We start from the raw sequence: 26,691 nt of genomic DNA, 5'->3' as shown, positions 1-26,691 counted from the left end.
TTTCAGGGGGTGATGATATCGCCGCGCCGCAGGTGCCGGTAACTCCAGTCCGCGAGCGCAATGCGGCATTCCTTTTCAATCCGTGCCTCGGCGCCGGGCTTATGGTGCGTCAGCAACAGCTCCGGTCGATGGCGCAGCTTGTGCAGTTCCTGGCCCAGCAGGCTCGGCGTGAAGTGGCGGGAGACGCGCCCGAGTTCCGCCTGCTCATCGGTGAAGGCGATCTCGATCATCAGGCGATCAAGCTGCGGCAAGGCATTGAGCGCATTCCACACCGAATCGTCGGCGTAGGTATCCCCGGTAAAGGCGATCGTGCCGCCCGCGTCCTGCATCACGTAACCGACCGCGGGAACCGCATGCAAGACCGGAAACGGCGTATAGCGCACGCCGTCGATATGCATGGCGTGACCGGTTTCGATCGTGTGGTAGTTGATGATTGGCGCATTGGTGGACGGCAGTTCGCCGAAATCCGGCCATATCCACCAATTGAAGATGTGCTTGCGCAAGGCGTCCAGGGTCTCGTCGAGCGCAAACACGTCCAGCGGACGATCGATCAGACCGAACAGATTGTCCGCCATGAATGCCAGGCCGCAGACGTGGTCGAGATGAGCATGCGTCAGCAGTACGCGCCGAATTCGGCGCATGCGTGACAGCGACAGATCACCGACGCCGGTACCGGCATCGACGAGCGTTTCGTCGTTCACCAGCAACGCCGTGGTTCTCAGGCCCGGCCCGATTCCCCCGCTACAGCCCAGGACCTTGATGCGCATTCCGCCGCAAGCCCTTCGAAGTGTTGAAACGATGCTAGCACAGGCTCTGCACCGAAAATCGTGCGGGGTTACGCAGCCGCTCACCGGCTGCGCCGACATGCCCGCCGCGCCCCGACGCGATGCTATCCTCGCTGGCTATGCTCCTGGCACTGACTCTGATCACCGCGGCCGCGTACCTGGCCGCCTCGGCATTGGCGCGGCTCGGCCTGCGCCATGTCGGCACGACGGCGGCCATCGCCATGGTGATTCACGCCTGGCTGTTGAACCTGCAACTGTTCCGCCACGGCCCCCTGACGATCGGCGTCACCGAAGGCGTGTCGTTGATCGCCTGGCTCAGCGCACTGCTGCTGTGGACCGCCTGTTGGCGACAGCCATTGCAAATGCTGGGGGTTCTTCTCTATCCGGTCGCCGCACTCGCCACGCTGCTGGCCACGCTGCTTCCGTCCCCGTCGCAGGTCCTGCCGATGCGCGACTGGCGGCTGGAAACCCACGTCGTGCTGTCAGTGCTCAGCGCCGGAGTAATGACGCTGGCGGCCTTGCAGTCGCTCGCGCTGGCGGCACAGGACCGCCTGCTGCATCACTACTCGTCGACCGGATGGGCAGTGCGGCTGCCCCCCTTGCAGACCATGGAACGCCTGTTGTTCGGCACCATCGCCCTCGGTTGGTGGCTGCTGAGCTGCACCTTGCTGACCGGTTTTCTGTTCGTGGAAGACCTGTTCGCCCAGCATCTGGCGCACAAGACCATTCTGTCGATCTTCGCCTGGGCCGTGTTCGGCGTTCTGCTGTTGGGGCGCATGCGCTTCGGCTGGCGCGGCCGTCGCGCCATCCGGTGGACGCTGGCGGGCTATCTGTTGCTGATCCTGGCCTACTTCGGCAGCAAGATCGTGCTTGAGCTGATCCTCGGAAAACACTGGGGATAGCGGCGGAAAACCCGATCGGATCACGCAACCGTGGAATACAAGAGAAGGCCTTTGGCAGCATGGACTTGCACTCCGTACCTGCCGCGGTTTGTATGAATGCATGGCAATCAGTGCTTGACACCGCCCCCAGTGAGTTCGTAGTTATGCAGGGCGACCTGCGGCCCGGAGCCCCGCTTCTTTGAACGACATACCGTTACCGGTTCTCTTTTCCCTGCTCGGGATCCTGCTGCTGTTGTCCGGTTTTTTCTCCGGCTCCGAAACCGCCCTGATGACGATCAATCGTTATCGGCTCGCGCATCGTGCCAGGAATGGGGAACGCGCCGCCAAACTCACCCAGAAGCTGCTCGAACGGCCGGACCGGCTGATCGGGCTGATTTTGCTCGGCAACAATCTGGTCAATATCCTCGCCGCCTCGATCGCCACGGTGATCGGCATCCGCCTGTTCGGGCAATACGGCATCGGCGTGGCCTCCGCGACCCTGACCGTAGTGGTGCTGCTGTTCGGCGAGGTCACGCCCAAGACGCTGGCCGCGCTGCACCCGGAACGCGTGGCGTTGCCGGCGTCCTATGTCTACTGGGTGCTGAAATGGCCGCTGTTCCCGATCGTCTGGGTCATCAACTTGATCGGAAACGGCATCCTCAAGGTGCTGGGCGTGTCACCGGAGGACGTGGCCCAGCACAGCCTGTCGAGCGAGGAGCTGCGTTCGGTGGTCGCCGAAGCCGGCGCCATGATCCCGCAGCGGCATCAGGCCATGCTGCTGTCGGTGCTCGATCTGGAGCGCGTCACCGTCGAGGACATCATGGTCCCGCGCAACGAAATCGTCGGCATCGACCTGGGCGATTCGGCCGAGGAAATTCGCGAACAGCTGACCACTACCGAGCATACGCGTCTGCCGCTGTTCGACGGATCGATCGACGACCTGCGCGGCATCGTTCACGTCCGCGACGCAATGACCCTTGCGGTGGAAGACCGGCTGTCCGGCCCCGCGCTGCTCCAGATCACGCGCGAGCCCTACTACGTGCCAGAAAGCACGCCGCTGAACCAGCAGCTGCTGAACTTCCAGAACCAGAAGCGGAGGCTCGGCTTCGTGGTCGACGAATACGGTGACATCCAGGGTCTGGTCACCCTGACCGACATCCTTCAGGAGATCGTCGGCGAGTTCACGCCGGACCCGTCCACTCAGATTCGCAATGTCTTCATGGACGAGGACGGAAGCTACCTCATCAATGGCAGCGTGACGCTGCGCGCGCTCAACCGCTCGCTGGGCTGGAAACTGCCGACCACGGGACCGCGCACCGTCAACGGCCTGATTCTGGAACAGCTCGAAACGATCCCCAAGACCGGGGACCTGCTGGAGCTGCGTGGCTACACCTTCGAGATCACCGAAGTCCGCGCCAATGCCGTCAAGACCGCGCGCATCCGCACGCCGCAGATGAATCGCGCCGAGACGCCCGCGCGCACACGACGCTAAATTCCGCGCGCCCTCGTTGAATAATTCCCGATATTCGCCTCAGTCTCCCGAAATTTTCATCTCACAGGACCAACCCTCGCGACGCCCCCTAAGGAATCGTCCGCAAAGTTGTCAAAGTAATTTCCTGATGATTCCTAACCAACAGACTAACGGCCATGCCGCAAGCGGCACCCCGCAGAATGAACCTGCTGCGGCACGGCCGTCACGACCGCAGGCTCAAGCATCCTGATCGGCCTGCTTCCTGGGTCGCCCCCGCCCCCTGTGCTCGAGTCGGATGCCGGCAATCTTCTCGATCTCATCGACAAATTTGCGACTCCCAGTCAGCTGGCCACGCTGCAAGGACTCGCGGATCAAGGTCCATTCCCCTGCCGGGATGGCGTCCTTCAAGTAGCGTGCATACGCCGGTCTGCGCTCAGCTTCGCTACGGGCCGGCGACAAGTAGCTGGGGTGCCGATCCAGAAGATCATCGGCTTTTTGCCCCAGCCGCTCCTGCGCGCTCGACCAGGGATAGGCCTCCGGATCGGCGACCATACGGGCACGTACCGGGTTGAGTTCAATATAGCGACAGCAGGCCAGCAAGTAGCTGTCTGCCTGAACCACACTCGACTTGTAACGGCTTTCCCAAAGCGTACCGGAACGCCCTTCCAGGCGATTGCGATAACGGGTTGCTCGCGCGGCCAGGGCTTTCATGAACGAGCCCAACGACGATGCCCCGTCGCGTGGCCCCAACAGCAGATGCACGTGATTGGTCATCAGGCAGTAGGCATAGAGCCGGATGCCGAACTGATCCTTGAGTTCGCGGATATCGCCCAGGTAGCGCTCGTAGTCCTCAGCCGCCGCGAACACCACCTGCCGGTTGTGTCCCCGCTGGACCACATGATGCGGATAGCCCTCGACGACCACCCGGCCCATTCGTGGCATGTCGCCTCCTGAGCTGCGCCGTCTGGACGGAAGTCTATGCGTTCAGGTTCAGAAAATAAATCCGTCCCCTTTTTCTTTTTTTTTCCATCTTCTACCGCCCGGTAGAGGAGCGCTCCGTCCTGGTCACGGCGTTTGCCCACCATCGACGCCGTCCTGGCTACTGGCTGAGGCGCCTTGGGCCATAAATAAATCCAATAAATCCAATAAATCCGCCCCCCCCTTTTTTTTCGTCCCTCGCTTCTGGTCGGATGTACCATACCGACATACCATTACTTTTCGTGGCCCGCATCATGGCAAGAATGACCATTCGTTCCACCTACGCGCTCGATGCCGAAACCTCCAGCGCGATCCGTAGCCTTGCCAGCCGCTGGCGTACATCACAAGCGGAAGTGATCCGACGCGCCGTTCGCCACATGGCTGAACAGAGCGCCGCCGAACCCGAGCCGCTATCGCCGCTGGCGGTGATCCACCACTATCGTCAGGCACCGCCCGTCCGATCCGCGAGCGAAACGCGGCGACTCATCGCCGACCAGCGCAAGCAGCGCCGCGCCGAAGAAACCGCAAGAACGCGTGCCGCACCCTCCTCCAAGCGCAAGCCGTAAAGCCCCGGCGCGCGATGATCCATCTGGACACCAACGCCCTGATCGCCCTGCCGCTGTGGGCACAGGGCGATCACCCGCTCATCCAGAGAGTGATACAAGGCGAACACACCGCGGCCAGCGCCATCGTTTGGTACGAGTTTCTCTGCGGACCGGTCGATCCCGATGAAATCAAATTGGCCGAAGCGTTCATCGAACGCCGGATCATTCCCGTGGACGAACACCATGCCCACTGCGCCGCCCAGCTGTTCAATGAGGCCGGTCGAAAACGCGGCTTGCGCACGGACGCCTTGATCGCCGCCACGGCGATGCTGGGCAATGCCGAACTACTCACGGTGAATCGCAAGGATTTCGACGCCTTCGTGCCGGCCGGGCTGAGGCTGATGCCGGTCTGAACCTGCGGGCCGGGGATGAGGGCGCGCGGTCTTCAATGAATCTGTCCACTTTCCTTCCCCAACGACGATATGTACATTCGTATTGTACGTTTCGGAGTTTGCAATGAAAGAAGTCAGGGTTAGTGATCTGCGGCAGCGGCTACCGGAATTTCTCGCCATGGTGGTCCGTGGAGAGCGCTTGCGCATCTCGTCCAGGGGAAAGGTGATTGCCGAAATCGGCCCGCCTTCGAAAATGGGGGACACTGCGGCAAGCGCGCGCGCGCAACTCAAGAACAGCGTTCTTCGCTATGACGCACCCATGGAACCGTCAATCGAGCCCGACGAATGGCAAATGAATCGCTGATCGTCATCGATACGCATGTACTGGTGTGGTGGCTTTCCGGCAGCACCCGGCTGAGTTCGCGGGCCAAACGCCGCCTCGCCGCCGCCTGCGAACGCAAACCCGCCGTTGCCAGCACCATCAGCGTGCTGGAAATCGTCACTGCCGAGCGTCGCGGCCGACTGGAGTTGAGCGTGCCGGTCCGGCAGTGGCTGAACAATGCGCGGGCCTTGCCCGAACTGCGCTTCGAACCCGTGACCGCGGACATCGCACAACTCGCTGGCGAATTCGACGAGACGATGCATGGCGATCCCGCCGATCGGCTGATCGCGGCGACTGCCGCCTGCTTGAACGCACCTCTGGTCACCGCCGACGAAAAGCTGCGCTCGTACAATAAAATCAAAACGCTCTGGTGATGAAAAGCGAAAACAAAGGAAAAGGCGAAATAGGAAACCGCTTTATTGTCAATCCTTGTCGGGCTCGTTCCTGGATCGCCCCGCCCCCTGTGCTCGAGCCGGATGCCGGCAATCGTCTCGATCTCATCGACAAACTTGCGACTCCCGGCCAACCGGCCACGCTGCAAGGACTCGCGGATCAAGCTCCATTCCCTCAGCCGAGAAAATAAATCAGTCCCCTTTTGGACGGACTGCTTTTGACCTATGCCGCAAGATTCTCTGCGGGAGTTACTTCCATTTCGACGCGCTTGCCGTTGCGCCGCACCTCCTCTGCGAGTTCATAGCTGGTCTGCAAATTGAGCCAGAATCGAGGGTCGTTGCCGAAGTAGCGGCCTAGGCGTAGCGCTGTATCCGGTGAGATGCCCCGCTTGCCTCCGAGGATTTCAGTGATCCGCCCGGATGGCAGATGCAGTGCCAAAGCCAGACGGTTGGCGGATAGTTCGCGTGCGGCCAGTTCACGCTTGAGAATGCGGCCAGGGTGTACGGCGATCATTGGATTCCTCAGTGATAGTCAACGATCTCGACATCCCAGGCATGCCCGTCTTCGAAGCGAAAACAAATCCGCCAGGGGCCGTTGATCGTCATGGCCCATTGGTTTTTGCGATCTCCTGTGAGCTTATGCAAGCCGACCGACTTCAATGGGCTGAGATTGCTCAGCGCTTCGGCCGCTTCGAGTGCGGCCAGTAATTCGATCGCCGCGTTCTCGTCCAGGCCCGAAAATTTCGATTTGCCTTGCTCGGCGAACTTGCGGGTTGCGGAGTTCGCCCAGGACTTGATCACGCCAAGAGCGTACTACGGAGAGCGTAGTACGCCAACACGGCTACACCTGCGTCTTGACGCGTGCGCTCAAAGGCCGGGGGCACGAACACCACCTGCCGGTTGTGCCCCCGCCGGACGACGTGATGCCGATAGCCCTCGACGACCACCCGGCCCATTCGCGGCATGTCGCCTCCTGACCTGCGCTGTCTGGACGGAAGTCCAGGCGTTCAGGTCCAGAAAATAAATCTGTCCCCTTTTTAACTCACCAACTGACACGAATTGTCACAAACTGAAAAAAGCAGAATTCCCGGCTACCGACGCCGACTCAAGAATAACGCAAGCAACTGATTTCATTACCGCCTACAGTGGTACGAGGCTTGCTGCACTCTCTCCCAGCGGATTTCAAACCGCTTCAACCAAACTTCGGGAGAGACTCAATGAAGACTCAGCAACAGGGCTTTACCCTTATCGAACTGATGATCGTTGTGGCGATCATTGGCATTTTGGCGGCGATCGCATTGCCGGCGTACCAGGACTACATCGCGCGGTCCAAGCTGTCGGAAGCTATGACGCAATTGGACGCAGCGAAAGGCTCGGTGGCGGAATACGTCGCGACCAACGGAAGCTGCCCCGCCACCACATCTGTTTCTGGGGTCAACTCACCGGCCAATGCCAAGTATGTTAAAAGTTTATCCGTCGACGCAGCGTGCCAAATTGGCGCCGAAATTCAGAACACCAGTACCGGCGTCGACACTAAGTACGTCGTGCTAACCGGAACCAAGAATTCTGATAACACAGTTACCTGGACTTGCGGCACTACGGCTGTGACTGCTGACTTCAAGTACTTACCATCTAACTGCAGAACGAGCGTAACTTTTGCGGCAGTGCCGTAACAGCCAGCGCAGCTAGCGTAACCCGGATGAAATCCGGGTTACGCTAGTCTTCAAAAGGACCGAGAAAAAGGGGACAGATTTATTTTCAGTCGGGACTTCCACCCAAGGAAAAAGGGGACAGATTTATTTTCAGTCGAAGGAAAAAGGGGACAGATTTATTTTCAGTCGGGACTTCCACCCTCCTGAATTCCATCAAGAGATTTCCGCTTCAGATTCCTTCCTCAGCTTCCCTCCCTTCCAGGCTTGCCTGGCGTGAAAAGAAAAAGGGAAAAAAGGGGACGGGAAAAAAGGGGACAGATTTATTTAAACCCGAAAATTTCCCCGCAACATGCAACATCTGGAAAGGCCGCCGCGTGCGGCCTTTCTTTTTTCTGTATCAATCAGTGTCTGGGCGCGCCAGCCTGATGCCACGTCGCCGAGTGGCATCTGCTAGGATTTCAACATGAGCAAGGTCGAAACACCAAACTTGGTGCTGGAACACCTCAGGTACATTCGAAGAAAAGGGGACAGATTTATTTTCAGTCGGGACTTCCACCCACCTGAATTCCATCAAGAGATTTCCGCTTCAGATTCATTCCTCAGCTTCCCTCCCTTCCAGGCTTGCCTGGCGCAATGACCCTATTGATTTTATTGATTTTTTAGATCGGCTAGCCGGATGCTGCTGGCCCCCGCTCCAGCCAGTTCTCCAGTTGCAATGCCTTGATGCGGCGAAACTCGCGCTCGTTGTCGGTGACCAGCACGGCGCCCGTGGCGAGCGCCTGGGCGGCAATCCAGGTGTCGTTGGCACCGATGGGGGTGCCCAGCCGCTCCAGGCTGGCGCGCACTTCCGCATAGTGGCGGATGGTTTCATGATCGATGCCCACCAGGGGCAGGCGTCCTGCAAGCTCTGCCGGGCGGCTGCGATTGCGTTCGCCGTGTGCGCTTTTCTCCGCACCGAACGCCAGCTCGCCCAGAACGATTGCAGACAGCCGCAGGCTTTCCAGCGGCAGCGATTCCAAACGGTGCCGAACCGGCGGGATTCCTTTCATGGCCGCAATGACGATGCTGGTATCCAGCAGATAAAGAGCCGCCATGGTTCAGTCGTCCAGCGGTACCACGCTCTCGGCGGGCGTGTCAGCCGGCGCCTGCAGATCGATGTCGCCGGCCTGCCAGAATTCCCGAAAGGCTTCGGCGGCCATGCGCGGCCGGTCGGGCACCAGCCGGGCAACGACCTTGCCATGGCGGGTGACGGCGATTTCCTCCCCGGCCTCGACTTCGGCCAGCAAGGCCGAGAAGCGTGATTTGGCTTCGACTACGGAGATGTTTTTCATGATGCGGACGCTAATATGACCATGTGGCCATAATGTTCTGCGGAGGCTGAGCCGTCAAGATCAGTCAGCTCGCCACTTGTCTAAAATCAAAAAATCAATGAGAAAATCAATCGTCTGACGCTATTGATTTGATTTTGATTCAGGCAATTGAGTCCGAAGGCAGGGATTTGCAATTGCAGCAATTGCACGAGCAAAGGCCGCCTCCTTCTACTTCACGAGGCAAACGGATTGGCGATCTGCAAGCCCCGGAGACGCAATCCGTCCTGCATATCCTCGCTCCATAGCTGCCCACAGCCAGCGGCAATCGCGGCGCACAGGATCAGCGCGTCGTAGTAAGCCAGTTGATGCGAGACATGCAGGTCTACCGCCGCTTCGATCAGTTCTGCGGTGACGGGTACCACTTCAAACCCGGCGTAAAACCGCAGGCGCTCTCTTACCAGTCCGGGCGGCAGGCGCAGCTTGCGCAGTGCCACGTTCGCGAACTCCTGCAACACTTGGGTGGACACCACGCCCTGGCCGCTCAAACGAGCCGCTGCAATCAGGCTCAGTGCGCGCTGCTGTTTGGCCGGCTCGTCGCCTGCGTCCGCGTAAACCAGGACGTTGGTGTCGATGAAGCTACGCACGGGCGTTGGCGTCCTCGCGGTCAAAGCGCCAGCCGTCGAGTCGGCCGGGTGTCTGTTGGGCGGAACGCTCGAAGGCCTGCACCTGCGCCTCAAGTGCTTCAATGCCCGCCAACTGCTCAAGATAGTCGCGCACGACCTGGTTCAGGCTCTTGCCCATGTTCTGCGCCGTTCTGCGTGCCTGCTCGGCAATGCGCTCGTCAATGGATAACGTGATATTCATCGTCTGCTCCGGGATGCAGGTACCAAGCGCGGATTATGTGTGCACACAATACGTGCGAACCCTGGGGGTCGCAACTCAAATCACAAATCAATCAAATCGATGGGGGTGCGCCGGGAGACCGGCAAGGACAGAAAAGACAGAAAAGGGGACAGATTTATTTTCTGGACGAACGAAGCGCTGCTTCTCGATTTGATCGAAACCGGGATTGCGCGCTACAAGGACGATAGCCACCTCTGGCTGTTCCGGCATTACCATGGGCGCGAAGACAATCAATTGTGCGCTGCGGCGGCAATCCAGGACGCTCTGGTCATCAAGACTGTGATGCACCGTTTTCAAGCGGAGTGAATTCATGAAGATCACCTATCATGAGGACGACGATATTCTCGTCCTGCATATGACGGACAAGCCCATCGTTCGCGAGGTCTCCCAAGACTGGAATACCCATATCAGCTTTGCGGCGGACGGCACGGTGGTGGAAGTGGTCGTGTTGGGTGCCCGCGCAAACGGCAGCCTGCCGCTTGAAAGGGTCGCTGCATAGAAAGGAAAAGAAGGAAAAGGGGACAGACCCCGATTCCCCCGCAACACCGCAACATCTGGAAAGGCCGCCGCGTGCGGCCTTTCTTTTTTCTGTATCAATCAGTGTCTGGGCGCGCCAGCCTGATGCCACGTCGCCGAGTGGCATCTGCTAGGATTTCAACATGAGCAAGGTCGAAACACCAAACTTGGTGCTGGAACACCTCAGGTACATTCGTTCGGTTGTGGACCGGACGGATGCGACGGTGTCGGAGTTGCGCGTACGGGTTGGGCATCTCGAAGAGCAGTACGCCTCTATGAGTCGCCGAATCGATCGTATCGACGAGCGCGTCGAGCGCATTGAGCGTCGGCTGGACCTGGTCGATACTGAGTAGGAAAAATGGGGACGGGGACAGATTTATTTTCACGCCTCCCCGCTCCGGGACCATGCCGAATGAGGCTTGAGACACCTGAACGGGTGTTGGCCTATACTCGAAGCGAATGAGTCCTTCCGATGACAGATCAAGCAAACATCGTCCTGGAGCATTTGCGCGCAATGCGCAATGAAATCGCTGATCTCAAGAAAGAGATGCTGCAGGGTTTTACCAACGTCGAGCACCGTCTCGGGCGCGTGGAGGCCACAGTAGGCGAACTCCACACTGACTACGCGGCGCTCTCCGGCCGTATCGACCAGGTTCAGGCTGATGTCCGCGTCTTGAAAAGTCGAACGGAAACGGTCGGTTAGCCTACATAACCTACGGGGGTCATAACCTACGGGGTCAGGTCTTGTTCCTTGCGCTTGATGCCGGTCATTCGTAGTGCGTCCACATTCTCAGCACCTTCACGCCCCCCTCCTCTTCAAGGACTTGGTAGACGAGACGATGCTGAATGTTGATGCGCCGCGAGTAGGTGCCCGACAGATCACCCACGAGCTGCTCGTAGCTGGGCGGATTCCTGAACGGGTCCTCGGCAAGGATGTCGAGCAGCCCCCGGGCTTTCTGCTTGAGCCCGGAAGAGGTGAGCTTCCTGGCGTCCTTCCTGGCCTGCTTGGTGTAGGCCAGCTGCCACGTCACCAGTCCAACTCTCGATCACATTCATCGAGGGGTGTCGCCATTCCTTCCTGAATGGATTCGCGCATACCGGGGACGCCGAGCAGATATAGGGTTTCCTGAACCGCCTTCCAATCCGATTCGGACAGCAGCACGGCATTGTTGCGCTTGCCCGTGATGTGGACCGGCTCATGCGAAACGGCTGCTTCGTCGATCAGCCGGTAGAGGTTCGCACGGGCTTCGCTGGCGGTAAGCGTGCTCATCTCAAGCTCCCAAGAATTCAGAATATAACGTACGCTTTTGCGTACGAAAGTGCAAGTCAAGCAAAGGAAAAAGAAAAAAGGAAAAAGGGGACGGATTTATTTTCAGTTCCCTGTCAGCCGCCACCGCCCGGACCCGGTGCTATAGTCAAGCCCCATGACTTAGTCCGCTCGGAGGTCAACCATGGCGGTGATCGTCAATGTCCATCAGGCCAAAACGCAGTTCTCGCGTTTGCTGGAGCAGGCACATGCCGGGCAAGAGATCATTCTGGCCAAGGCAGGCAAGCCTTACGCCCGACTCGTGCCGCTGGCGCCACCCGACGGAAAGCGCCGGCCCGGCAGGCTGGCCGGGAAAGTGGGCGATGCTTTCTTTGATCCTCTCCCGGACGAGGAACTCAAGGCCTGGGAACCGGAAACGTGAGTTTGTTGTTGGACACACATGCTTTGCTGTGGTGGTTCACCGACGATCCGCGATTGCCCGCCAAGGTCCGCGACGTCATTGCGGACGAAACACGTCCCATATACGTGAGTGCGGTCTGTGCGCTGGAGATCGCGGTGAAGCACCGCTTGGGCAAACTGGATGAAGCGGCCGAGGCTGTCAGCCGTTTTGACGAGCTGGTGGCCGCCGACGGCTTTCAGCATCTGCCGATCACGCATTTTCATTGCCTCAAGGCTGGCGGCTATGCCGCACCACACCGCGACCCATTTGACCGCCTCCTTGCTGCCCAAAGCGAGTTGGAGGCGTTGACGCTGGTGACACGCGATCCGGCTTTGGCGCAGTTCGGAATCCGGACGTTCTGGTAGTCCGAACAAGAGGGCAGCTTTATTTTCTGCCGCATACGCCACAGCAAAACCACGGCCCCTCACGTCGTGACGGTTACCCCGCCGGCCTGATCGCCCGTACTGCAAACACCGCCTCCGGGCGGTGTTTCTTATTCTGGCACCTGCCGTCTTGCCCCCCGTCTCCCCGGACTTCGTCCGGGCTTGCAGCGGCACGAATCGACTCACGAACGCTTCCACGCACTCGGCCAAATCGGCGTCCTGGTCCAAGGCTCTGGCGCGTTCCGGCGTAAAAGGCTGTGCAAAAGAGCGTGCATCCGATTCAGTCAAATGTCGGCGGGCCGACCTGCCCTCGCCCGCTTGCGGGTGAGGGCAACGGCCGTGCCGCAGCAGATTCATTCTGCGGGGTGGCGCTCGCGGCATGGCCGTTAGCAGCGCATCCTTGCGATGCGGCAGCATGTGGGCTCGCGGACCGGGGCCATAGCCGAACGCCTCCGATTCGCGTAGCTTTTCGCAGTCTCGGCACAGGGGGCATTGCAGACTTCACATGGCGATCAATCCACAAAGCATCGGCGGCGGCAGCCACATGGGCGGCCTTGCGCGGCGTTTGGTGGCGGACAAGCTGCTCACCGAGGACGCCGCGAAGGATCTTCATCAGAAGGCGCTGAAAGCGAACACGCCTTTCGTCTCCCTTTTGGTCGAACAGAAGCGGGTCAAGGCTTCGGACATCGCCTGGCGCGGCAGCCAGGAGTTCGGCGCACCGCTGGCGGATTTGTCCGTGTTGCGGATCGATCAGGATCTGGTCAACGAAGTCGGCGAAAAACTGGTTCGCCGCCATCGTGCGCTCCCGCTGTTCAAGCGCGGCAAGCGCCTGTTCCTGGCGGTGGCGGATCCGACCAACCTGTCCGCGCTGGACGAGATCAAGTTCGCGACCGGCTTGCAGACCGAAGCCGTGGTGGTGGAGGACGACAAGCTCGGCAAGGCGCTGGACGTGGCGGTCAACGCCGCCGAGGCGGCGTCCATGGATATGGGCGATTCCGATCTGGAATCGCTGGATATTTCGGAAGGCACCGAAGATCGCAAGGAAGACGAGGTTACGCGCGCGGATTCGGAAGAAGCGCCGATCATCCGCTACGTCAACAAGGTGTTGATCGATGCGATCAATCGCGGCGCCTCGGACATCCATTTCGAGCCTTATGAAAGGAAGTACCGGATTCGATACCGCATCGATGGACAGCTCAAGGAAGTGGCAAATCCGCCGGTGCAGATGGGCGGGCGGCTGGCGGCACGCCTGAAGGTCCTGTCGCGCCTGGACCTGGCGGAGCGTCGCATCCCGCAGGACGGGCGCATCAAGCTCAAGCTCTCGGCCAACAAGTCCATCGATTTTCGCCTGAGCACCTGCCCCACGCTGTGGGGCGAGAAAATCGTGATGCGTATCCTCGATGCCAGCAGCGCGATGCTGGGCATCGACGTACTCGGCTACGAACCCGAGCAGAAAGCCTTGTACCTCAAGGCGCTGGAGCGCCCGCAAGGCATGATTCTGGTGACCGGCCCCACGGGTTCTGGCAAGACGGTGTCGCTGTATACCGGCCTGAACATTCTCAACACGGAGAACTGCAATATTTCCACGGCCGAGGACCCGGCCGAAATCAATCTGCCCGGCATCAATCAGGTCAATGTGAACCCCAAGGTGGGCCTGACGTTCGCAGCGGCTTTGAGATCGTTCCTGCGCCAGGATCCGGACGTGATCATGGTCGGCGAAATTCGTGATCTGGAAACGGCGGAGATTGCCATCAAGGCGGCGCAGACGGGTCACTTGGTGCTGTCGACGCTGCACACCAATGACGCGCCGCAGACGCTGACGCGCCTGCTCAACATGGGCGTGCCGGCCTACAACATTGCTTCTTCGGTCACATTGATCATCGCGCAGCGCCTGGCGCGCAAACTCTGCAATGTGTGCCGCCGGCCCGCACAGATTCCGGAAGCGGAGTTGCTGCGTGAAGGCCTGAGCGAGGAACAGATTCGGGCTCCCGGTTTTACACTGTTTGAAGCCGTGGGCTGCGACCAGTGCACGGACGGTTACAAGGGCCGCATGGGCATCTACCAAGTCATGCCGGTGACCGAGGCCATCGGCCGCATCATCATGGAAGGCGGCAATGCCATCGAGATTGCCGACCAAGCCGACAAGGAAGGCGTGGCCGATCTGCGCAAGTCCGCGCTTCGCAAGGTTTGCGCGGGTATCATGGACCTCAAGGAAGCCAACCGCGTAACCGTGGATTGAGCGCCTTCAAGCCGGGTGCAGACGCGTATCGGAACAGCGACTGAATGATCGAATTCCTGAGTGACGGCGGGGGCCTTTACTGATGGCGACAGCGGCAGTCAAAGAACATGAATTCGCCTGGGAAGGCACGGACCGCAAGGGCGAGCGCGTCAAGGGCAAGACGCAGGCGGCGAACGAGAACCTCGTCAAGCTTCAGTTGCGCAAGCAGGGCATCAATCCAATCCGGGTGCGCAAGCAGCTGGCCTTGTTCGGCAAGCGCAAGAAGGCGATCACTCCGCAGGATATTGCGATTTTCGCGCGCCAGATGGCCACGATGATGGCGGCCGGTCTGCCGCTGGTGCAGGCGCTGGAGATCGTCGGGCGCGGCCACGAAAACCCGAGCATGGGCGAGCTGATTCTCGACATCAAAGGGGGTATCGAAAGCGGCAACTCATTCGCTGAAAGCCTCGCCAAGCATCCGGTCTACTTCGATGACCTGTTCGTCAATCTGGTGGACGCGGGCGAGAAATCCGGCACGCTGGAAACCCTGCTCGACAAGGTAGCCCTCTACAAGGAGAAGACCGAGGCGATCAAGAAGAAGGTCAAGAAGGCCTTGACCTATCCGGCGGCTGTGATCGTCGTCGCCTTCGTCGTCACCGGCATTCTTCTGTACTTCGTCGTGCCGCAGTTCCAGAGCCTGTTCCAGGGCTTCGGCGCGGACCTGCCGGCATTCACGCAGTTCGTGGTGGGGCTGTCCGAATTCGTGCAGGCCTACGGTGTCTACATGGTGGTCGGCATCGGCATCGCGTTCATGGCGTTTTTCTATTTCAAGAAACGCTCGCGCAAGATGCGTAATTTTCTGGACCGCCTGTCTCTGCGCCTGCCGATCATCGGCACGATCCTCTACAAGTCCGCGGTCGCGCGCTATCACCGCACGCTTTCGACCATGTTCGCGGCCGGCGTTCCACTGGTCGAAGCCATGGATTCGGTCGGCCGGGCCTCCGGCAATATCGTGTTCGAACAGGCAATCCGCCAGGTGCGCGATCAGATTTCGTCCGGTACACAGCTGAACTGGTCCATGCAACAGACCGGTCTGTTTCCGCCGATGGCCGTGCAGATGGTGGGCATCGGCGAAGAATCCGGCTCGCTGGATGCAATGTGCGCCAAGGTGGCCGAATACTATGAAGCCGAGGTCGATTCGCTGGTCGATTCGCTGTCCAGCCTGCTGGAGCCCTTGATCATGTCGATCCTCGGCGTGCTGGTGGGTGGCCTCGTCGTCGCCATGTATCTGCCGATCTTCAAACTGGGCCAAGCGATCTAGTGGCCCTGATCGAACTACTGAGCAACAGCCCGGCTCTGTTGCTGGCCGCCTGTGCAATTCTGGGGCTGCTCGTCGGCAGCTTTCTGAACGTGGTGATCCTGCGCCTGCCGCGCATGATGGAAGCCGGCTGGAAACAGGAAGCCAGCGCCATTCTCGGGCTCGCACCGACCAAAGCCGATCCGATCTCGCTGATGCACCCAGCCTCGTCCTGCCCCGGCTGCGGCGCCAGAATCCGCGCCTGGCAGAACATTCCGGTTGTGAGTTGGCTGCTGTTGCGAGGCCGCTGCGCGAAATGCGGCACGTCCATTTCGATTCAGTATCCGCTGGTGGAACTGGCTGCCGGCCTGCTCGCCGCCGGATGCGCCTGGACGTTCGGATGGGGCCTGCCGCTGCTCGGCGCCTTGATCCTGGCCTGGAGCCTGCTCGCACTGGCGGTGATCGACTGGCGCACCCAGCTGCTGCCGGATGGCATGACACTGCCGCTGCTCTGGCTGGGTCTGCTGCTCAACGTGGGTGAAACCTATGTCCCGCTGTCCGAAGCCGTGATCGGCGCCGCCGCCGGCTACCTCTTGCTTTGGCTGGTATTCCACGCCTTTCGTCTCGTCACCGGCAAGGAAGGAATGGGCTACGGCGACTTCAAGCTGCTTGGCGCCCTTGGCGCCTGGTTTGGCTGGACCGCGCTGCCCAGTTTGATCCTGTTGTCCTCCGTGGTCGGCGCGCTCGTCGGCATCGCCTTGATGGTCTTCAAACGCCACGATCGCAACATTCCGATCGCCTTCGGCCCCTACATCGCCGGCGCCGGCCTGGTGATGCTGTTGTTCGGGAACATTCTGATGCCGGTCATGCCCTAGACCGAATATGACACTCTGCATTGGACTGACCGGCGGCATCGCCAGTGGAAAATCTACCGTGGAGCACCAGTTCCGCGCGCTCGGCGTTCCCGTGCTGGATGCCGACCAGGTCGCGCGAGACGTGGTGGCTGTCGGCACTCCGGCGCTCGCACAAATCCGGGAAGCCTTCGGGCCGGAAATCCTTGAGATCGATGGCCAACTGAACCGTGCCGCGCTACGCAAACTCGTATTCAGCGACGAGGCCGCGCGACGCCGCCTGGAAAGCATCACCCATCCCGAAATCCGGGACGCGATGCGGGCCTGGAAGGATGCTGTCACCGTGCCCTACTGCATGATCTCGATTCCGCTGCTCGCCGAGGGCGGCAAGAACCCGATGATCGATCGTGTTCTGGTTGTGGACACGCCAGCAGAAGTGCAGTTGCAACGGCTGATTCAGCGCGACGGCATTGACGAAAACCTCGCCAGGCGAATGATCGCCGCCCAGGCTTCGCGCGAAGCGCGACTGGCGATTGCCGATGACGTGCTGATCAACGACGGCGCGATCGCATCTCTGCTGCCCGAAGTCGAAGCCCTGCACGCGCGCTATCTCGCGATGGCGGCTTCGCCCCAGCAGCCTGGGCGGTAGAAACCGATACGGCAAAGATTGTCCATTAACGTGAATCACGCACGGCGTGATGCCGACCGATCCTCGCCCGCTTGCGGGAGAGGGGCGGACCGCTCGCGAATGCGAGCGGTGGCTGAGGGCAACGGCCATGCCGCAGGCGATTCATTCCGCGGGGTGTCGCTTGGCGGCATGGCCGTCAGGGTTCTGCCCCGAGCACGGACACTTTCGAGAAAGCCGATACGCACCGGTCCCGTTGCCCGAGCCCAGGTCCGGCTTGCGGACACCGGACAGAGTCTGACGGTCGAGCGGCCTCACCATCATCACGACGCACCGCAGTTCCAGACCGGCGCGTCACTGCGCCTGCGGCTGATGCAGTCCAGCGTCTATCCGGGCGAGGCTCAAGTGCGGCCAGGCCGTCACTCGCGGCGCCGGGCCTGATCGGCCGCGAACGGATGCGCGGCCGCCTCGGCTGAACCAGGGCGGCCGAGTTCACGCCGGCACCCGAATCGGCCACACTGTGGCGCCCCCGGCAACTCAGGAACAAGGCCATGCATGCACGGATGCTCGCAATCGCCGCAGGCACAGTCCTCGCAATGTCTATGAATCATCAGGCGTTGGCGCAGGACCGTCTCGACGCCAAGGCCCTGGCCGCCTGCGCCAACAAGGCGCAACAACTGCAGCTCGGCTCCGGCGAACTGCATCAGCGCCTGGACATGCTGGCGAGCCGGCGCCGCACGCTGCTCGCCGGTTCCGAGGCCATCGGGGACGGGGCTTCGCCCGAACTGACGGCCGCCCGCCGCCAACACGACCACACGGTCGTCGCGTTCAACGCCGACATCGCCACGGTGCGCAGGGACATCCAGGCCCTCAATCAGGTCAAGGCCGAGTACGATCGCGATTGCTCCGGACGCCCGTACCGGCGCGCCGATCTGGACGCGATGCCGGCGTCGGCACGCGAGGCCATGCGTGGCGGGCTCGCCAACGTCCAGGTGCCCTACCTCGACCCGGCGCTGCAGCCGCTTCCCTGAGCCTCGCCGGACAAGCCGCGGAGCCGTTACGGCATTGTTCAGCCGCCGAGCAGTTTGCTCGCGCGATGATGGTCGCGATCATCATTCAACCGGCAAGCGAGGAGCGGGACATGAATCTGCAGAACAAGACCGAGTGGGTACGCCTGGGGACAGGCATCAAGGCGATGGTCCAGCGCCTGTCCGATGGCGCGCGTGAGACCGTGAGTGATTCGTTCAGAGGACGCCAGGTCGGCGACAGTGAAGACTTCCTGTCGCTGGGTCGCCTGTTCCGGGAGGCGCCACTGTGCCTGCCGGCGCGAACGACTACTCGCCAGCGACGCTGATCACCACGGCGCCTCAGCCAGAGAAAAGGCCATCCTTACTCGGATGGCCTTTTTCTTTGAACTGTTTGTAGTGGTCGGGGCGACAGGATTCGAACCTGCTACCCCCTGCCCCCCAGGAAGGTTTTTCTGACATCAATAGCGATCAACACAGATCAGAGAATACCAAAATACCATTGCTATTACTGCACTTTCATCCGTTCTGATCGCTATTGACGGTCAGCAACAATCAGCGCAAAGTGTTCCCCTGATGTTCCCCCAGGCGATTTGCACAGGGGGAACAGGCGGCGGTCATGCGACCACCGAACATGCAAGCTACGGGTAGAACAGGAAGCGCTCAGCAATGGCTAGGGGAACAGCTGGGGGAACACTGCAAGGCAAGCTGAAGGACCTTCAGCTGCGCAATGCAACGGCTGAACAATCCGAATTGCTGCTGAGCGACGGCGGCAATCTGTTTCTCCGCGTCCGGCCGAACGGCGGGAAAGACTGGCTGTTCATCTACATGTTCGAAGGCCGCCGCCGCAAATTGGGGCTTGGCCCTTACCCTGCACGCGATCTCGGCTCAGCGAGGCAAGTCGCCTATGAATACCGCGAGCAAATCGCGAAAGGCGTAGACCCGGCTGACGCGCGAGAACTGGCAAAAATTGAAGCACAAGCAGACCTCGCGGCCGCCAAGGCGAAAGCCGCCGAGAATGCAGCGCGGCCGACAGTAAGCAAACTGCTGGAGCTTTGGGCCGAAGACGAGCTTTCGAAACGCAAGGACAAGGGTGAAGAATCACTTCGTGCCCTTCGCAAAGACCTGTTGCCGATGCTGGGGGACCGCTTCGCCGCTGAGGTCAAACGGCGCGACGTGATGATGGTTCTGGACAGCATCCGGAGACGTGGGGCGAATCGCCTGGCCAATCGGACCCTGAAAGACGTTCGCCAGATGTTCGGCTGGGCACTCGTGCGCGAAATAGTCGAGGGTGATCCGACCTCGCGAATCGAGAAGAAAGACGTGGGCGGCAAAGAGGTCGAGCGCGAGCGCGTGCTCTCACTCGCCGAGATTCGCGCACTCGCCGCCGCCCTCCCCGAATCCGGGCTGTCTAGGCCGGCCACAGCGGCGCTGTGGATCATGTTGTCCACCTGTGCCCGCGTCGGCGAACTGTCGCGCGCCCGATGGCCTGATGTGGACCTCGACGCACGGACGTGGCGAATCCCGGCAGAGAACTCGAAGAACGGCCGACCGCACCTGATTCACCTTTCCGAGTTTGCCGTCGAACACTTCACAACAATGCTTGAACGACGGATCAGGCGGGAACACGAGGGGGCACCCGCAGAATCGAGCGTGTGGGTGTTCCCTGCCCGTTTCACCAGCATTCATGTCTGCCCCAAGACATTCCAGAAGCAGTTCAGCGACCGCCAGCGCGATGATGCCCCCATGAGCCGGAGAAGCGCGAAAACCGGCACATTGAAGCTTCCCGGTGGCGAGTGGCGGGCGCACGACCTGCGACGCACCGGCGCAACGATGATGGGCGACTTGGGCATCCGTCCCGACGTCATCGATCGCTGCTTGAATCACGTCGATGCGAAGCTGGTGACGCGCACGTATCAACGACAGGAATTACTACCAGAGCGGGCGGAGGCATTCCGCCAGCTTGGCGAACGCCTGGAACTTCTGACGCGCCCCAGCGGCGGCAATGTCGTCACCCTGCACAACCGGCCAGCGGACGCCGCCGGCTAGGCCCCGGAGACTACGACCATGACCACCCGAGACTTTCTAAAGCTGCCGATTGCCGACCAGTTCCATCACCTTGCGATTCTGAATCGCGACGCCTACGACAAGCGCGACCTCTGGCGCCGTGGCCTGTCTCGCGCCGCCGGCACCGAGGCAAAGAAGCTGACGCGCGAAGCCGAGCGGCTGAAATCGGCGCTACGCACAAAGGCCGCAGAACAGGCGCGCAGAGAACACCGCGATGGTAGCCTTTAAGCTACAATGTCGATTGTCAAAGTCAGCGAATACCAGACGGCCGAGGGCAAAAGCCCGTTCGCCGATTGGATGCGCCGACTACGCGACCGCAGCGCCCGCCAGCGCGTTACCGCGCGGATTGTCCGCATGCAGGCCGGCAACCGCGGCGACTGGAAGCCGGTCGGTGCCGGAGTGTTCGAGCTTCGCATCGACCACGGCCCCGGCTACCGCGTCTATTGCGGACAGGACGGCGAAACGCTGGTGCTACTGCTCTGCGGCGGCGACAAGCGCACTCAAGCTCAGGACATCAAGAACGCTCATGACTACTGGAACGACTACCAAGCACGCCGCTAGCACAGAGTTCCGTGCGGCGAACTATCTGCAGGCGGAAGACGTACCCGGCTTTCTCGCCGAAGCACTGCACGACGGCGACCACCGCGTGCTACCGCCGGCGCTGCGAGCCGCCGCCGACGTGATCGGAATGTCCGAGCTGGCAAAGATGACCGGCCTGAGCCGCGAAACGCTGTACCGCACGCTATCGGAGAAGGGAAACCCACGGCTGGACACGCTGGCCGCGATTCTCTCGGCGTTCGGGCTGCGCCTGGCCGTGGCTCCGATACCCCGGCGGAAGCGCGCAACACCAAGCCGGGCGAAGAAGGCGGCGGCCGGCGCATGAACTGATTGTTGGACCCCAAGCCTTGCGGGGATGAGTAGGGCAAACGGCGGAGCCGAGTGTTGTCGCACCCGGCCCGCCTGACCAAAACGACCTAAATAGGAGGTCATCATGGCTACAACCGATGTTAACCATTTGATGCAGGAAGCGGCGGACGATTTGGAATGCCACTGCTACCCGTTCGCCATCGCGGTGAGCGGAATTTTCAGCGCCATCAGGGTCATGAACGACGTCAACGATATCAAGAAGGTCGCAGACCACGGCTGTTATCTAGCCGAAACGATCGCGAACGATGTCGACGTGGCTGTCCATAGGATCCTGGAGGCCCGGAACGCGTTGCTCGAAGCGAAGGAGGGAAACCATGGCTGACTCCGACGTCGATGTCGCGCGAAAGGACATCCAAGCGGCCCGGACGGAGCTCTTCAGCGTGGCGGGGAACGGCAATGGCCACAATTGATGCTGACGAAGTGGCCGCACTGCTTTCCACTTGGGCTGGCGACATGTCCACACACGACGCGGTTCTGCTTGCGTGCTGGCACTTTGACAAAGCGAATGGCCTATGCGGAGTCCCTGGAACCCAGCGGATATCGCCGACGCGTCAGCGTTGGCTGGAGAACTCGTTTGCGGTCTACGAAGAGAGACTGAGGGCAGATGATCCGACCGCTGCATCTGCGCGAAATCAGCTGATAGCAGAGTTAGGAGTCAGCCAACACCGGCGCCGAGTAGATAGTGTCGGCGCAAGAATCTACTACGAGATCGTGGGGGACGCACTGTGCACCGAGAGCTGATAGTCATCACCACGCCGAACGACCCCCGCCTTGTAATGGAGGCCGTCTCTGGCCCCTGCTGGCTTGAGCAATGGTTCGACGGGCCAGAGCTGCTTTGCGTTCGGCCGACAGCAACAGAGGAAGACCTCGCGCATGCAGCTACCCGTTTCGGGGTCGAACTCGACGTGCTCAAACGAGCCAGAGGCTCAAGGTGAAGCTTGCGCCCCGTCCACCGCGGCGGGGCGCTACTTCGAAACAATGAAGACAAGGCCATTTCCAGACTGGGCGCCGCCCGAATGCTGCAGCTTCTTCTTGAAGCAGCAGTCCGCGGGCAGCGAGACGAAAAAGACGCTGTTGATCAGGGCCCAGCGGCTACTGCGTGATGAGAATATGCGCCCCGTCTGGAATAGCATCAAAGACCACGCAAGCAAAATCGCGTATCCGCATGAGGCGTCGACCACGGAGTTCTTTCGGTCGGCGATCGTAGGGCTTCGTGGACCACGGACCACACATGCCAGCGCGGCGCTGGATGCCGCAGAGCGGCTACAGCGAGCGCTATATAGTCGGCCGCGCCTCGATCCCATCTTCGTCTACTGGCGTCGTGAGGCGCCCAACCTCGACGTATTCCGCGCGACGTTGGACGAGCTCGTTGCGGAGCTTACTGCAAGGATATCTGAGCGAGATCACGCATGGACAAACCCGGGCAATATTGAGCTTGGCAGGGACTACAACAACCGCGCAGTTGTGAACTTCTTTGTTAAATACTTGACAGACGAATGTCGAAAGCTGTTCGGCAGACCATGTCGCTCCTGGGTCGCGGTTACTGCAAGCGCAGCCTTCGACTTACATCCGCCACTCGTTCCGCGCCAAGTCAATCGAGTCGCTCCATGACAAATTTGCGGATCAAAGTGTCATTTCGTGTAGGACCCTAGATCGTCGACATTGCACTTGCTGATAGCGCGTCAAAGACGCGCATCCCAGATCAAGCGGCAACTGGCCGCGCTGAACGAGGACAAGTGCATGACCGATGATGTGATGGAACCCTTCCGCGTCTGGCTCCGCGAGATCGGCGTCCGATCCCCGAATACCGGTTACGCGATGATTGCTCGCGGCGAAATCCCTGAGCCGATTCGACGCAATAGCCGCCTGTACATGATGCGCTCGTGGCGCCTGGAGTACCTGGATCGCATGACGGCAGCGCGCTCGCGCCGTACGCCCTCAGAGAGGGCGCAAGCATGATCGCCGTCCGCGCGCCCAACGGAGTCGACCAGGCCCGCCAGCGCGTCCGAGATGCGGTAACGGCAACCGTGCCAAATTCCGGCACAGCCGCGGCCGTCCTGGTCGCCGTCGAGATGCTGGAACGTGAGGCCACCCGGGCCGAGCGCGAGCGGATACTGCGCCAGGTGCAGGCCCGCAGCGGTGGTGGTCTGGGGCTGGCGCATGGAACTACCCCACGCAAGAAAAATTGTGCTTCTGGCATTGGCTGACTGCCAGAACGACCAATCCGGACGATGTGATCCTTCGGTGTCAACTCTCACGACCATGTGTGGCATGACGGATCGGGGAGTCCAAAAACAGATCAAGGCGCTCGTTTCAGACGGCTTACTTAAGCGCGATTACCGGCCCGGAACGTCACCCAGCTATACGCTCAAACCTCCGAACGACGTTCACCCAACCCCCGAACGACGTTCACCCAAACCCTTAAAGAACCCAGAACTGAACCCAAGAGAGACTCGAGCGAAAAAATCAGAAGTCACATTCTCTGAGTTCGAGCAACGCTGCATAGATAACGGTGAAGACGCAATGCCGGCCGATCACGCGGTGTTCCGTTATGCGTCTCGCATCAACCTTTCCGTGGAGTTCCTTCATCTCGCTTGGCTCGTATTCTACGGGAGGTTCAGAGACAGCCCGAAGCGTTACCGCGACTGGCGAGCGACGTTCAAGAACTACGTCGAGCGTGGATGGTTGGGCCTCTGGTACATCGACAAGCAGACCGGCGAGTATCTTCTGACGACAGCAGGAATGCAGGCCGCACGCGAGCATGGCGTTGGAATGCCGCGTGAACCAGAGTCGGCGCTGAGCGTCGGCAAGTACGAGCGATGACCGACGAAGAGTACGAGCGCCTTGCCGAGCGCACGATCCGCGACCTTGGGGAACGGAGTATCAAGGTCACGCCCGACGGACGCGTCAGCGCGCATGACGCCGCCGAGCTCGTCGGCCGAAGCTATTCCCGCCTGAAGGCTTGGCGGGTGGAAGGGACCGGTCCTCGCTGGTTCGATGTTGGCGGCCGAGTCCACTATTCCATCGACGATCTGCTTCGGTGGATTTACTACGGCGAGCATGCAAGCTGAGCCTAAACGGGCCTAAACGGGCCTAAACGGGACTGGTGACGAAGCGCCTCCAAGGGGATGCTGGAGCCCTCCAACAGCCCAACGTCATGACCAGACCAACTCTCAGATTCTCCTCGGCATTCGGCAAGTTCAAGAAGGTGTTCGGCAAGCCGTCCCCACAGAGCGAGGCAACGGCGAGCCAGCTCGACAAGACCGAGCGGACGATCATCATCCAGGCGATCGATGCGGCCGGCCTCAAGCCCGATCTCATCCTGGCGCTGCTGGCGCCCGAGGCCGGCGTCCGGGCCGCAACGGTGGCGCACCGAATCGAGCACGCGCGTGCCGTCGCTGACCTTTGCGTCGCCGCCCAGCTCGGCGACGCCGCGCCCCGCTACGTCATCCACGAGACGCACATTGAGCAGGTCCGCCATGAACTTGAGGAAGCGGTGGCCGACCACGGTCCCGAGCTGAGCACCACCCTGCCGCAGTCGCGCGACGAGATGGGCGTGCGCCAGCGGCGCGCGCGGCTCGATCCGAAGAACGTCTACGCCAAGAGGTAGTCATGGAAGCCCAGAAGACAGCCGAACTGTCGCCGCGCGTGATCGCCGCATTCGACAAGTACCTGCAGCTCGACCTGCGCGCAAGTTCGATCAACGCTGCAGTCCGAGAGATCCACGAAGACCTCAACCACTACCGGATCGAGCTGCGCAAAGCGGAAGAAGCACTCGCCGAGTTAAGCGAGAAGCCGAACTTCGATTCGGTCCGGTCGATGATCGAATATCCGAAGCACTTCGGATGGCAGATGGCCGGCGTCCGCAAAGGCGAATACGACGCGCAAATCGCACGGGAGAAGCAACGCCTGACCGATAAGCATGCCGCTGGGCGGGCTGCCGTACAGCGGAGCATCCAGATTATTCGGCGTCGAATGGACGTTCTGCAGGCCGAGCTCGAACGCGTGTCTCCGGAAGCGAACTCCGCTCGATCCGTCTGCACAAAGCTCAAAAGCCACCTCATCGAATCAGGAGTGCTGACCCGTGAAGATCTCATCTAAGGTTTCAGCCGCACCGAACGCGTCGCGCGATTTTCACGACGCCATCAATCGGCACCGACGGCGGCTCGTCGAGATTGCGGCCGAGCACGGCAAGATCGCCGACGCACATTGCTCGAAGGACGAGGCCTTCCTACGCATCGACGACTATGTCGATAGCCTGGTGAGCCGTGCGAACGCCGACTCGCTGCTGCACAAGTTTACGTATCCGGCGCTCGCCAACCCGGAACTTGGGGACAAGTTTCGAAACGACCCGCTGCAGCTCGCTGCTTGGCTCGATCCGGAATCGATTCGAACGAAGCTGCGCGATGAAGTTGAGCGGTTGTACAAGTCCGACAGCTTCGCGCTCACGGTCAATGATCGCCAGCGGCAGGAGGCCGCACTTGATGCAGAGCGCCGCAAGATCGAGATCGCCGAGGAGCGCTTAATCATCGCCGCGGAGCAAGCCGGAATCGTGATCAGCCGCCGGCCCGACGCGGATCCCGAAGCGCTGCTTGCGGTACTTGAGGACGAGTAATGGACCGCGCCGCTGCCTCGGCCGGTGATCCTCGTAGCTGGCGCAGCCCGCTCGCTGCAGCACCGGCGAAGGCCGCGGCGACGATCCCGCCGACGAACATCAGCATCGCGGCGAGGCCGACCAGCAGCACAAGATTGACGAGTCGACCTGCGCCTGCATCTGCCTGGTCGCCGAGCAGCACCATCCCCAGCACGTACGCACATGCCAGCCAGAGCGGCCAGGCGGCGCGGTAGCGACTTTCTCTCTTCGGATTACGCATGGCGAATCGAACCACTGATGCGGAAGTGCGCGTCGGCGCAGACCTGTCCGACGCGGAATCCAATCTTAACCGTTTCGAGGCCGAGTTCGAGAAGACCCTCAAGGGTCTGAACGACAAGGCGGACATCGGCGCCATTCGGCAGATCGCGTCCGATCTCGACGCCAACCGGGTCTCCGTCGAACAACTCGACCCTCGTGTGGCAGAGCTGGTCGAAAGCTATCGCGGCCTGCGCGATATCGCCAAGGCACGCGATACGCTGCAGTTGCTGCCGCACGCCAAACTCGAAGGCGAAGCCAAGAGCCTGCGTGCCGCCTATGACACGCTGAAATCCAGCGGCAAGCTGACCAGCACCGAACTGGCCCAGGCCAACCTCAAGCTGCAGCAAGGCCTGATCGAGCTTGAGCGGCGGACCAACGGTTGGAAGGATGCAGTCGTCTCCGCCAAGGGCGAGCTGCTCACGTCCGCCGCCGCCTTTGCGCCGATCGGCTATGCGATCAAGCAGGCAGTGGAT

44 protein-coding genes and 1 pseudogene are annotated in these 26,691 nt (G+C 60.9%); 34 read left to right on the top strand and 11 right to left on the bottom strand.

Annotated features, from left to right (window positions below; all coding sequences use genetic code 11):
* Positions 1–2: 2 nt before the first annotated feature.
* The gene (locus RM530_RS05840; RefSeq protein WP_311364279.1) at positions 3–767 is read right to left on the bottom strand and encodes an MBL fold metallo-hydrolase; all 765 of its coding nucleotides are present in this window, start codon (positions 765–767) and stop codon (positions 3–5) included.
* A gap of 137 nt (positions 768–904) precedes the next feature.
* Here RM530_RS05840 and RM530_RS05835 point away from each other — a divergent pair, with 137 nt between their 5' ends.
* Together RM530_RS05835 and RM530_RS05830 are read left to right on the top strand one after the other, a co-directional pair.
* A complete protein-coding gene (locus RM530_RS05835; protein WP_311364278.1) occupies positions 905–1,687 on the top strand; it encodes a cytochrome C assembly family protein in 783 nt (260 codons plus the stop codon).
* 178 nt (positions 1,688–1,865) lie between these two features.
* Positions 1,866–3,158, top strand: coding sequence for an HlyC/CorC family transporter (locus RM530_RS05830; protein WP_311364277.1), 1,293 nt, complete (start codon positions 1,866–1,868; stop codon positions 3,156–3,158).
* Positions 3,159–3,374: 216 nt separating this feature from the next.
* On the opposite strand, the gene RM530_RS05825 is transcribed toward RM530_RS05830, so the two are convergent.
* On the bottom strand, positions 3,375–4,079 hold the full coding sequence (locus RM530_RS05825) for a transposase (protein ID WP_311364276.1): 705 nt from the start codon (positions 4,077–4,079) through the stop codon (positions 3,375–3,377).
* A 248-nt stretch (positions 4,080–4,327) separates the two neighbouring features.
* Here RM530_RS05825 and RM530_RS05820 point away from each other — a divergent pair, with 248 nt between their 5' ends.
* The 4 genes from RM530_RS05820 (at position 4,328) to RM530_RS05805 (ending at position 5,808) form a co-directional block, all read left to right on the top strand.
* Positions 4,328–4,681: a ribbon-helix-helix domain-containing protein gene (locus tag RM530_RS05820; protein WP_311364275.1), complete on the top strand. Its 354-nt coding sequence runs from the start codon at positions 4,328–4,330 to the stop codon at positions 4,679–4,681.
* 14 nt (positions 4,682–4,695) lie between these two features.
* Positions 4,696–5,073 (top strand): PIN domain-containing protein, encoded by a 378-nt coding sequence (locus RM530_RS05815; RefSeq protein WP_311364274.1) that lies wholly within the window; start codon positions 4,696–4,698, stop codon positions 5,071–5,073.
* Between the two features lie 103 nt (positions 5,074–5,176).
* Positions 5,177–5,416: a type II toxin-antitoxin system Phd/YefM family antitoxin gene (locus RM530_RS05810; RefSeq protein ID WP_311364273.1), complete on the top strand. Its 240-nt coding sequence runs from the start codon at positions 5,177–5,179 to the stop codon at positions 5,414–5,416.
* The gene (locus RM530_RS05805; RefSeq protein WP_311364272.1) at positions 5,398–5,808 is read left to right on the top strand and encodes a type II toxin-antitoxin system VapC family toxin; all 411 of its coding nucleotides are present in this window, start codon (positions 5,398–5,400) and stop codon (positions 5,806–5,808) included. Before RM530_RS05810 ends, RM530_RS05805 begins: the two co-directional genes overlap by 19 nt.
* A 241-nt stretch (positions 5,809–6,049) precedes the next feature.
* Here RM530_RS05805 and RM530_RS05800 read toward each other — a convergent pair whose 3' ends face one another.
* The gene (locus tag RM530_RS05800) at positions 6,050–6,340 is read right to left on the bottom strand and encodes a HigA family addiction module antitoxin (protein WP_311364271.1); all 291 of its coding nucleotides are present in this window, start codon (positions 6,338–6,340) and stop codon (positions 6,050–6,052) included.
* An 8-nt stretch (positions 6,341–6,348) separates the two neighbouring features.
* Complete coding sequence (locus tag RM530_RS05795; protein ID WP_311364270.1) at positions 6,349–6,627, bottom strand: type II toxin-antitoxin system RelE/ParE family toxin; 279 nt, start codon at positions 6,625–6,627, stop codon at positions 6,349–6,351.
* Between the two features lie 416 nt (positions 6,628–7,043).
* Between RM530_RS05795 and RM530_RS05790 the strand changes: the two genes are divergently transcribed.
* Together RM530_RS05790 and RM530_RS05785 are read left to right on the top strand one after the other, a co-directional pair.
* A complete protein-coding gene (locus RM530_RS05790) occupies positions 7,044–7,499 on the top strand; it encodes a pilin (RefSeq protein WP_311364269.1) in 456 nt (151 codons plus the stop codon).
* 442 nt (positions 7,500–7,941) lie between these two features.
* Positions 7,942–8,115: a hypothetical protein gene (locus RM530_RS05785; protein WP_311364268.1), complete on the top strand. Its 174-nt coding sequence runs from the start codon at positions 7,942–7,944 to the stop codon at positions 8,113–8,115.
* 31 nt (positions 8,116–8,146) lie between these two features.
* Here RM530_RS05785 and RM530_RS05780 read toward each other — a convergent pair whose 3' ends face one another.
* The 4 genes from RM530_RS05780 to RM530_RS05765 all read right to left on the bottom strand — a co-directional run bounded on the left by RM530_RS05780 (position 8,147) and on the right by RM530_RS05765 (position 9,652).
* Entirely contained in the window at positions 8,147–8,572 is a 426-nt protein-coding gene (locus RM530_RS05780; protein ID WP_311364267.1) for a PIN domain-containing protein, read from the bottom strand.
* Between the two features lie 3 nt (positions 8,573–8,575).
* Positions 8,576–8,809, bottom strand: a complete 234-nt coding sequence (locus RM530_RS05775) for a type II toxin-antitoxin system Phd/YefM family antitoxin (protein ID WP_311364266.1) — start codon at positions 8,807–8,809, stop codon at positions 8,576–8,578.
* Positions 8,810–9,021: 212 nt separating this feature from the next.
* Positions 9,022–9,432, bottom strand: a complete 411-nt coding sequence (locus RM530_RS05770) for a PIN domain-containing protein (protein WP_311364265.1) — start codon at positions 9,430–9,432, stop codon at positions 9,022–9,024.
* A complete protein-coding gene (locus RM530_RS05765) occupies positions 9,425–9,652 on the bottom strand; it encodes a DUF6364 family protein (protein ID WP_311364264.1) in 228 nt (75 codons plus the stop codon). The genes RM530_RS05770 and RM530_RS05765 overlap by 8 nt, the downstream gene beginning before the upstream one ends.
* A gap of 99 nt (positions 9,653–9,751) precedes the next feature.
* Between RM530_RS05765 and RM530_RS05760 the strand changes: the two genes are divergently transcribed.
* From RM530_RS05760 to RM530_RS05745, 4 genes are all read left to right on the top strand, one after another.
* Positions 9,752–9,997 (top strand): hypothetical protein, encoded by a 246-nt coding sequence (locus tag RM530_RS05760; protein ID WP_311364263.1) that lies wholly within the window; start codon positions 9,752–9,754, stop codon positions 9,995–9,997.
* 4 nt (positions 9,998–10,001) lie between these two features.
* Positions 10,002–10,190: a DUF2283 domain-containing protein gene (locus tag RM530_RS05755; RefSeq protein ID WP_311364262.1), complete on the top strand. Its 189-nt coding sequence runs from the start codon at positions 10,002–10,004 to the stop codon at positions 10,188–10,190.
* Positions 10,191–10,350: 160 nt separating this feature from the next.
* Entirely contained in the window at positions 10,351–10,560 is a 210-nt protein-coding gene (locus RM530_RS05750) for a hypothetical protein (RefSeq protein WP_311364261.1), read from the top strand.
* Positions 10,561–10,679: 119 nt separating this feature from the next.
* Positions 10,680–10,910 carry a hypothetical protein gene (locus tag RM530_RS05745; RefSeq protein ID WP_311364260.1) on the top strand — a complete coding sequence of 77 codons (231 nt, stop codon included), beginning with the start codon at positions 10,680–10,682 and terminating at the stop codon, positions 10,908–10,910.
* A gap of 64 nt (positions 10,911–10,974) precedes the next feature.
* Here the strand turns inward: RM530_RS05745 and RM530_RS05740 are convergent, their stop codons facing one another.
* Positions 10,975–11,238: a Txe/YoeB family addiction module toxin gene (locus RM530_RS05740; RefSeq protein WP_311364259.1), complete on the bottom strand. Its 264-nt coding sequence runs from the start codon at positions 11,236–11,238 to the stop codon at positions 10,975–10,977.
* The gene (locus tag RM530_RS05735; protein WP_311364258.1) at positions 11,235–11,477 is read right to left on the bottom strand and encodes a type II toxin-antitoxin system Phd/YefM family antitoxin; all 243 of its coding nucleotides are present in this window, start codon (positions 11,475–11,477) and stop codon (positions 11,235–11,237) included. The genes RM530_RS05740 and RM530_RS05735 overlap by 4 nt, the downstream gene beginning before the upstream one ends.
* Positions 11,478–11,658: 181 nt before the next feature.
* Here RM530_RS05735 and RM530_RS05730 point away from each other — a divergent pair, with 181 nt between their 5' ends.
* The 21 genes and pseudogenes from RM530_RS05730 (at position 11,659) to RM530_RS05635 (ending at position 25,921) form a co-directional block, all read left to right on the top strand.
* Positions 11,659–11,895 (top strand): type II toxin-antitoxin system Phd/YefM family antitoxin, encoded by a 237-nt coding sequence (locus RM530_RS05730; RefSeq protein WP_311364257.1) that lies wholly within the window; start codon positions 11,659–11,661, stop codon positions 11,893–11,895.
* Positions 11,892–12,278 carry a type II toxin-antitoxin system VapC family toxin gene (locus RM530_RS05725; protein ID WP_311364256.1) on the top strand — a complete coding sequence of 129 codons (387 nt, stop codon included), beginning with the start codon at positions 11,892–11,894 and terminating at the stop codon, positions 12,276–12,278. Before RM530_RS05730 ends, RM530_RS05725 begins: the two co-directional genes overlap by 4 nt.
* A 523-nt stretch (positions 12,279–12,801) precedes the next feature.
* Entirely contained in the window at positions 12,802–14,535 is a 1,734-nt protein-coding gene (gene pilB, locus RM530_RS05720; RefSeq protein ID WP_311364255.1) for a type IV-A pilus assembly ATPase PilB, read from the top strand.
* Between the two features lie 82 nt (positions 14,536–14,617).
* On the top strand, positions 14,618–15,835 hold the full coding sequence (locus tag RM530_RS05715) for a type II secretion system F family protein (RefSeq protein WP_311364254.1): 1,218 nt from the start codon (positions 14,618–14,620) through the stop codon (positions 15,833–15,835).
* The gene (locus RM530_RS05710; protein ID WP_311364253.1) at positions 15,835–16,686 is read left to right on the top strand and encodes a prepilin peptidase; all 852 of its coding nucleotides are present in this window, start codon (positions 15,835–15,837) and stop codon (positions 16,684–16,686) included. The genes RM530_RS05715 and RM530_RS05710 overlap by 1 nt, the downstream gene beginning before the upstream one ends.
* A gap of 7 nt (positions 16,687–16,693) precedes the next feature.
* A complete protein-coding gene (coaE, locus tag RM530_RS05705; RefSeq protein ID WP_311364252.1) occupies positions 16,694–17,311 on the top strand; it encodes a dephospho-CoA kinase in 618 nt (205 codons plus the stop codon).
* A gap of 572 nt (positions 17,312–17,883) precedes the next feature.
* On the top strand, positions 17,884–18,318 hold the full coding sequence (locus RM530_RS05700) for a hypothetical protein (protein ID WP_311364251.1): 435 nt from the start codon (positions 17,884–17,886) through the stop codon (positions 18,316–18,318).
* Between the two features lie 110 nt (positions 18,319–18,428).
* On the top strand, positions 18,429–18,641 hold the full coding sequence (locus RM530_RS05695) for a hypothetical protein (protein ID WP_311364250.1): 213 nt from the start codon (positions 18,429–18,431) through the stop codon (positions 18,639–18,641).
* 340 nt (positions 18,642–18,981) lie between these two features.
* Positions 18,982–20,361 carry a tyrosine-type recombinase/integrase gene (locus tag RM530_RS05690; protein WP_311364249.1) on the top strand — a complete coding sequence of 460 codons (1,380 nt, stop codon included), beginning with the start codon at positions 18,982–18,984 and terminating at the stop codon, positions 20,359–20,361.
* A gap of 18 nt (positions 20,362–20,379) precedes the next feature.
* Entirely contained in the window at positions 20,380–20,607 is a 228-nt protein-coding gene (locus RM530_RS05685; protein WP_311364248.1) for a hypothetical protein, read from the top strand.
* A gap of 6 nt (positions 20,608–20,613) precedes the next feature.
* Positions 20,614–20,940 (top strand): type II toxin-antitoxin system RelE/ParE family toxin, encoded by a 327-nt coding sequence (locus tag RM530_RS05680; protein WP_311364247.1) that lies wholly within the window; start codon positions 20,614–20,616, stop codon positions 20,938–20,940.
* Positions 20,906–21,262, top strand: coding sequence for an addiction module antidote protein (locus RM530_RS05675; protein WP_311364246.1), 357 nt, complete (start codon positions 20,906–20,908; stop codon positions 21,260–21,262). The genes RM530_RS05680 and RM530_RS05675 overlap by 35 nt, the downstream gene beginning before the upstream one ends.
* A gap of 108 nt (positions 21,263–21,370) precedes the next feature.
* The gene (locus RM530_RS05670; RefSeq protein ID WP_311364245.1) at positions 21,371–21,628 is read left to right on the top strand and encodes a hypothetical protein; all 258 of its coding nucleotides are present in this window, start codon (positions 21,371–21,373) and stop codon (positions 21,626–21,628) included.
* Between the two features lie 1,346 nt (positions 21,629–22,974).
* Positions 22,975–23,265, top strand: coding sequence for a hypothetical protein (locus RM530_RS05665; protein WP_311364244.1), 291 nt, complete (start codon positions 22,975–22,977; stop codon positions 23,263–23,265).
* Positions 23,262–23,513 (top strand): hypothetical protein, encoded by a 252-nt coding sequence (locus RM530_RS05660; protein WP_311364243.1) that lies wholly within the window; start codon positions 23,262–23,264, stop codon positions 23,511–23,513. Before RM530_RS05665 ends, RM530_RS05660 begins: the two co-directional genes overlap by 4 nt.
* Positions 23,467–23,574: pseudogene (locus RM530_RS18950) on the top strand (helix-turn-helix domain-containing protein); the annotation flags it as partial. The gene RM530_RS05660 and the pseudogene RM530_RS18950, both read left to right, overlap by 47 nt.
* Positions 23,575–23,577: 3 nt before the next feature.
* Entirely contained in the window at positions 23,578–24,129 is a 552-nt protein-coding gene (locus RM530_RS05655; RefSeq protein WP_311364242.1) for a hypothetical protein, read from the top strand.
* Positions 24,126–24,377, top strand: a complete 252-nt coding sequence (locus RM530_RS05650; protein WP_311364241.1) for a hypothetical protein — start codon at positions 24,126–24,128, stop codon at positions 24,375–24,377. Before RM530_RS05655 ends, RM530_RS05650 begins: the two co-directional genes overlap by 4 nt.
* Before the next feature lie 86 nt (positions 24,378–24,463).
* On the top strand, positions 24,464–24,916 hold the full coding sequence (locus tag RM530_RS05645) for a hypothetical protein (RefSeq protein WP_311364240.1): 453 nt from the start codon (positions 24,464–24,466) through the stop codon (positions 24,914–24,916).
* A gap of 2 nt (positions 24,917–24,918) precedes the next feature.
* Entirely contained in the window at positions 24,919–25,407 is a 489-nt protein-coding gene (locus RM530_RS05640; RefSeq protein WP_311364239.1) for a hypothetical protein, read from the top strand.
* Positions 25,391–25,921, top strand: coding sequence for a hypothetical protein (locus tag RM530_RS05635; RefSeq protein WP_311364238.1), 531 nt, complete (start codon positions 25,391–25,393; stop codon positions 25,919–25,921). The genes RM530_RS05640 and RM530_RS05635 overlap by 17 nt, the downstream gene beginning before the upstream one ends.
* On the opposite strand, the gene RM530_RS05630 is transcribed toward RM530_RS05635, so the two are convergent.
* Positions 25,863–26,180, bottom strand: a complete 318-nt coding sequence (locus RM530_RS05630; protein WP_311364237.1) for a hypothetical protein — start codon at positions 26,178–26,180, stop codon at positions 25,863–25,865. The two genes, RM530_RS05635 and RM530_RS05630, sit on opposite strands and share 59 nt — an antisense overlap.
* On the opposite strand from RM530_RS05630, the gene RM530_RS05625 reads away from it, so the two are divergent.
* Positions 26,179–26,691, top strand: a 513-nt coding sequence (locus RM530_RS05625; RefSeq protein ID WP_311364236.1) for a hypothetical protein, incomplete at its 3' end; no start/stop codon positions are given. The genes RM530_RS05630 and RM530_RS05625 overlap by 2 nt on opposite strands.

It is taken from the genome of Banduia mediterranea (assembly GCF_031846245.1).
GTDB classification, from domain to species: Bacteria; Pseudomonadota; Gammaproteobacteria; order Nevskiales; family Nevskiaceae; genus Banduia; species Banduia mediterranea.
The sequence above is the reverse complement of the archived record's forward strand: the minus strand, read 5'-3'. Positions and strand labels throughout refer to the sequence as shown.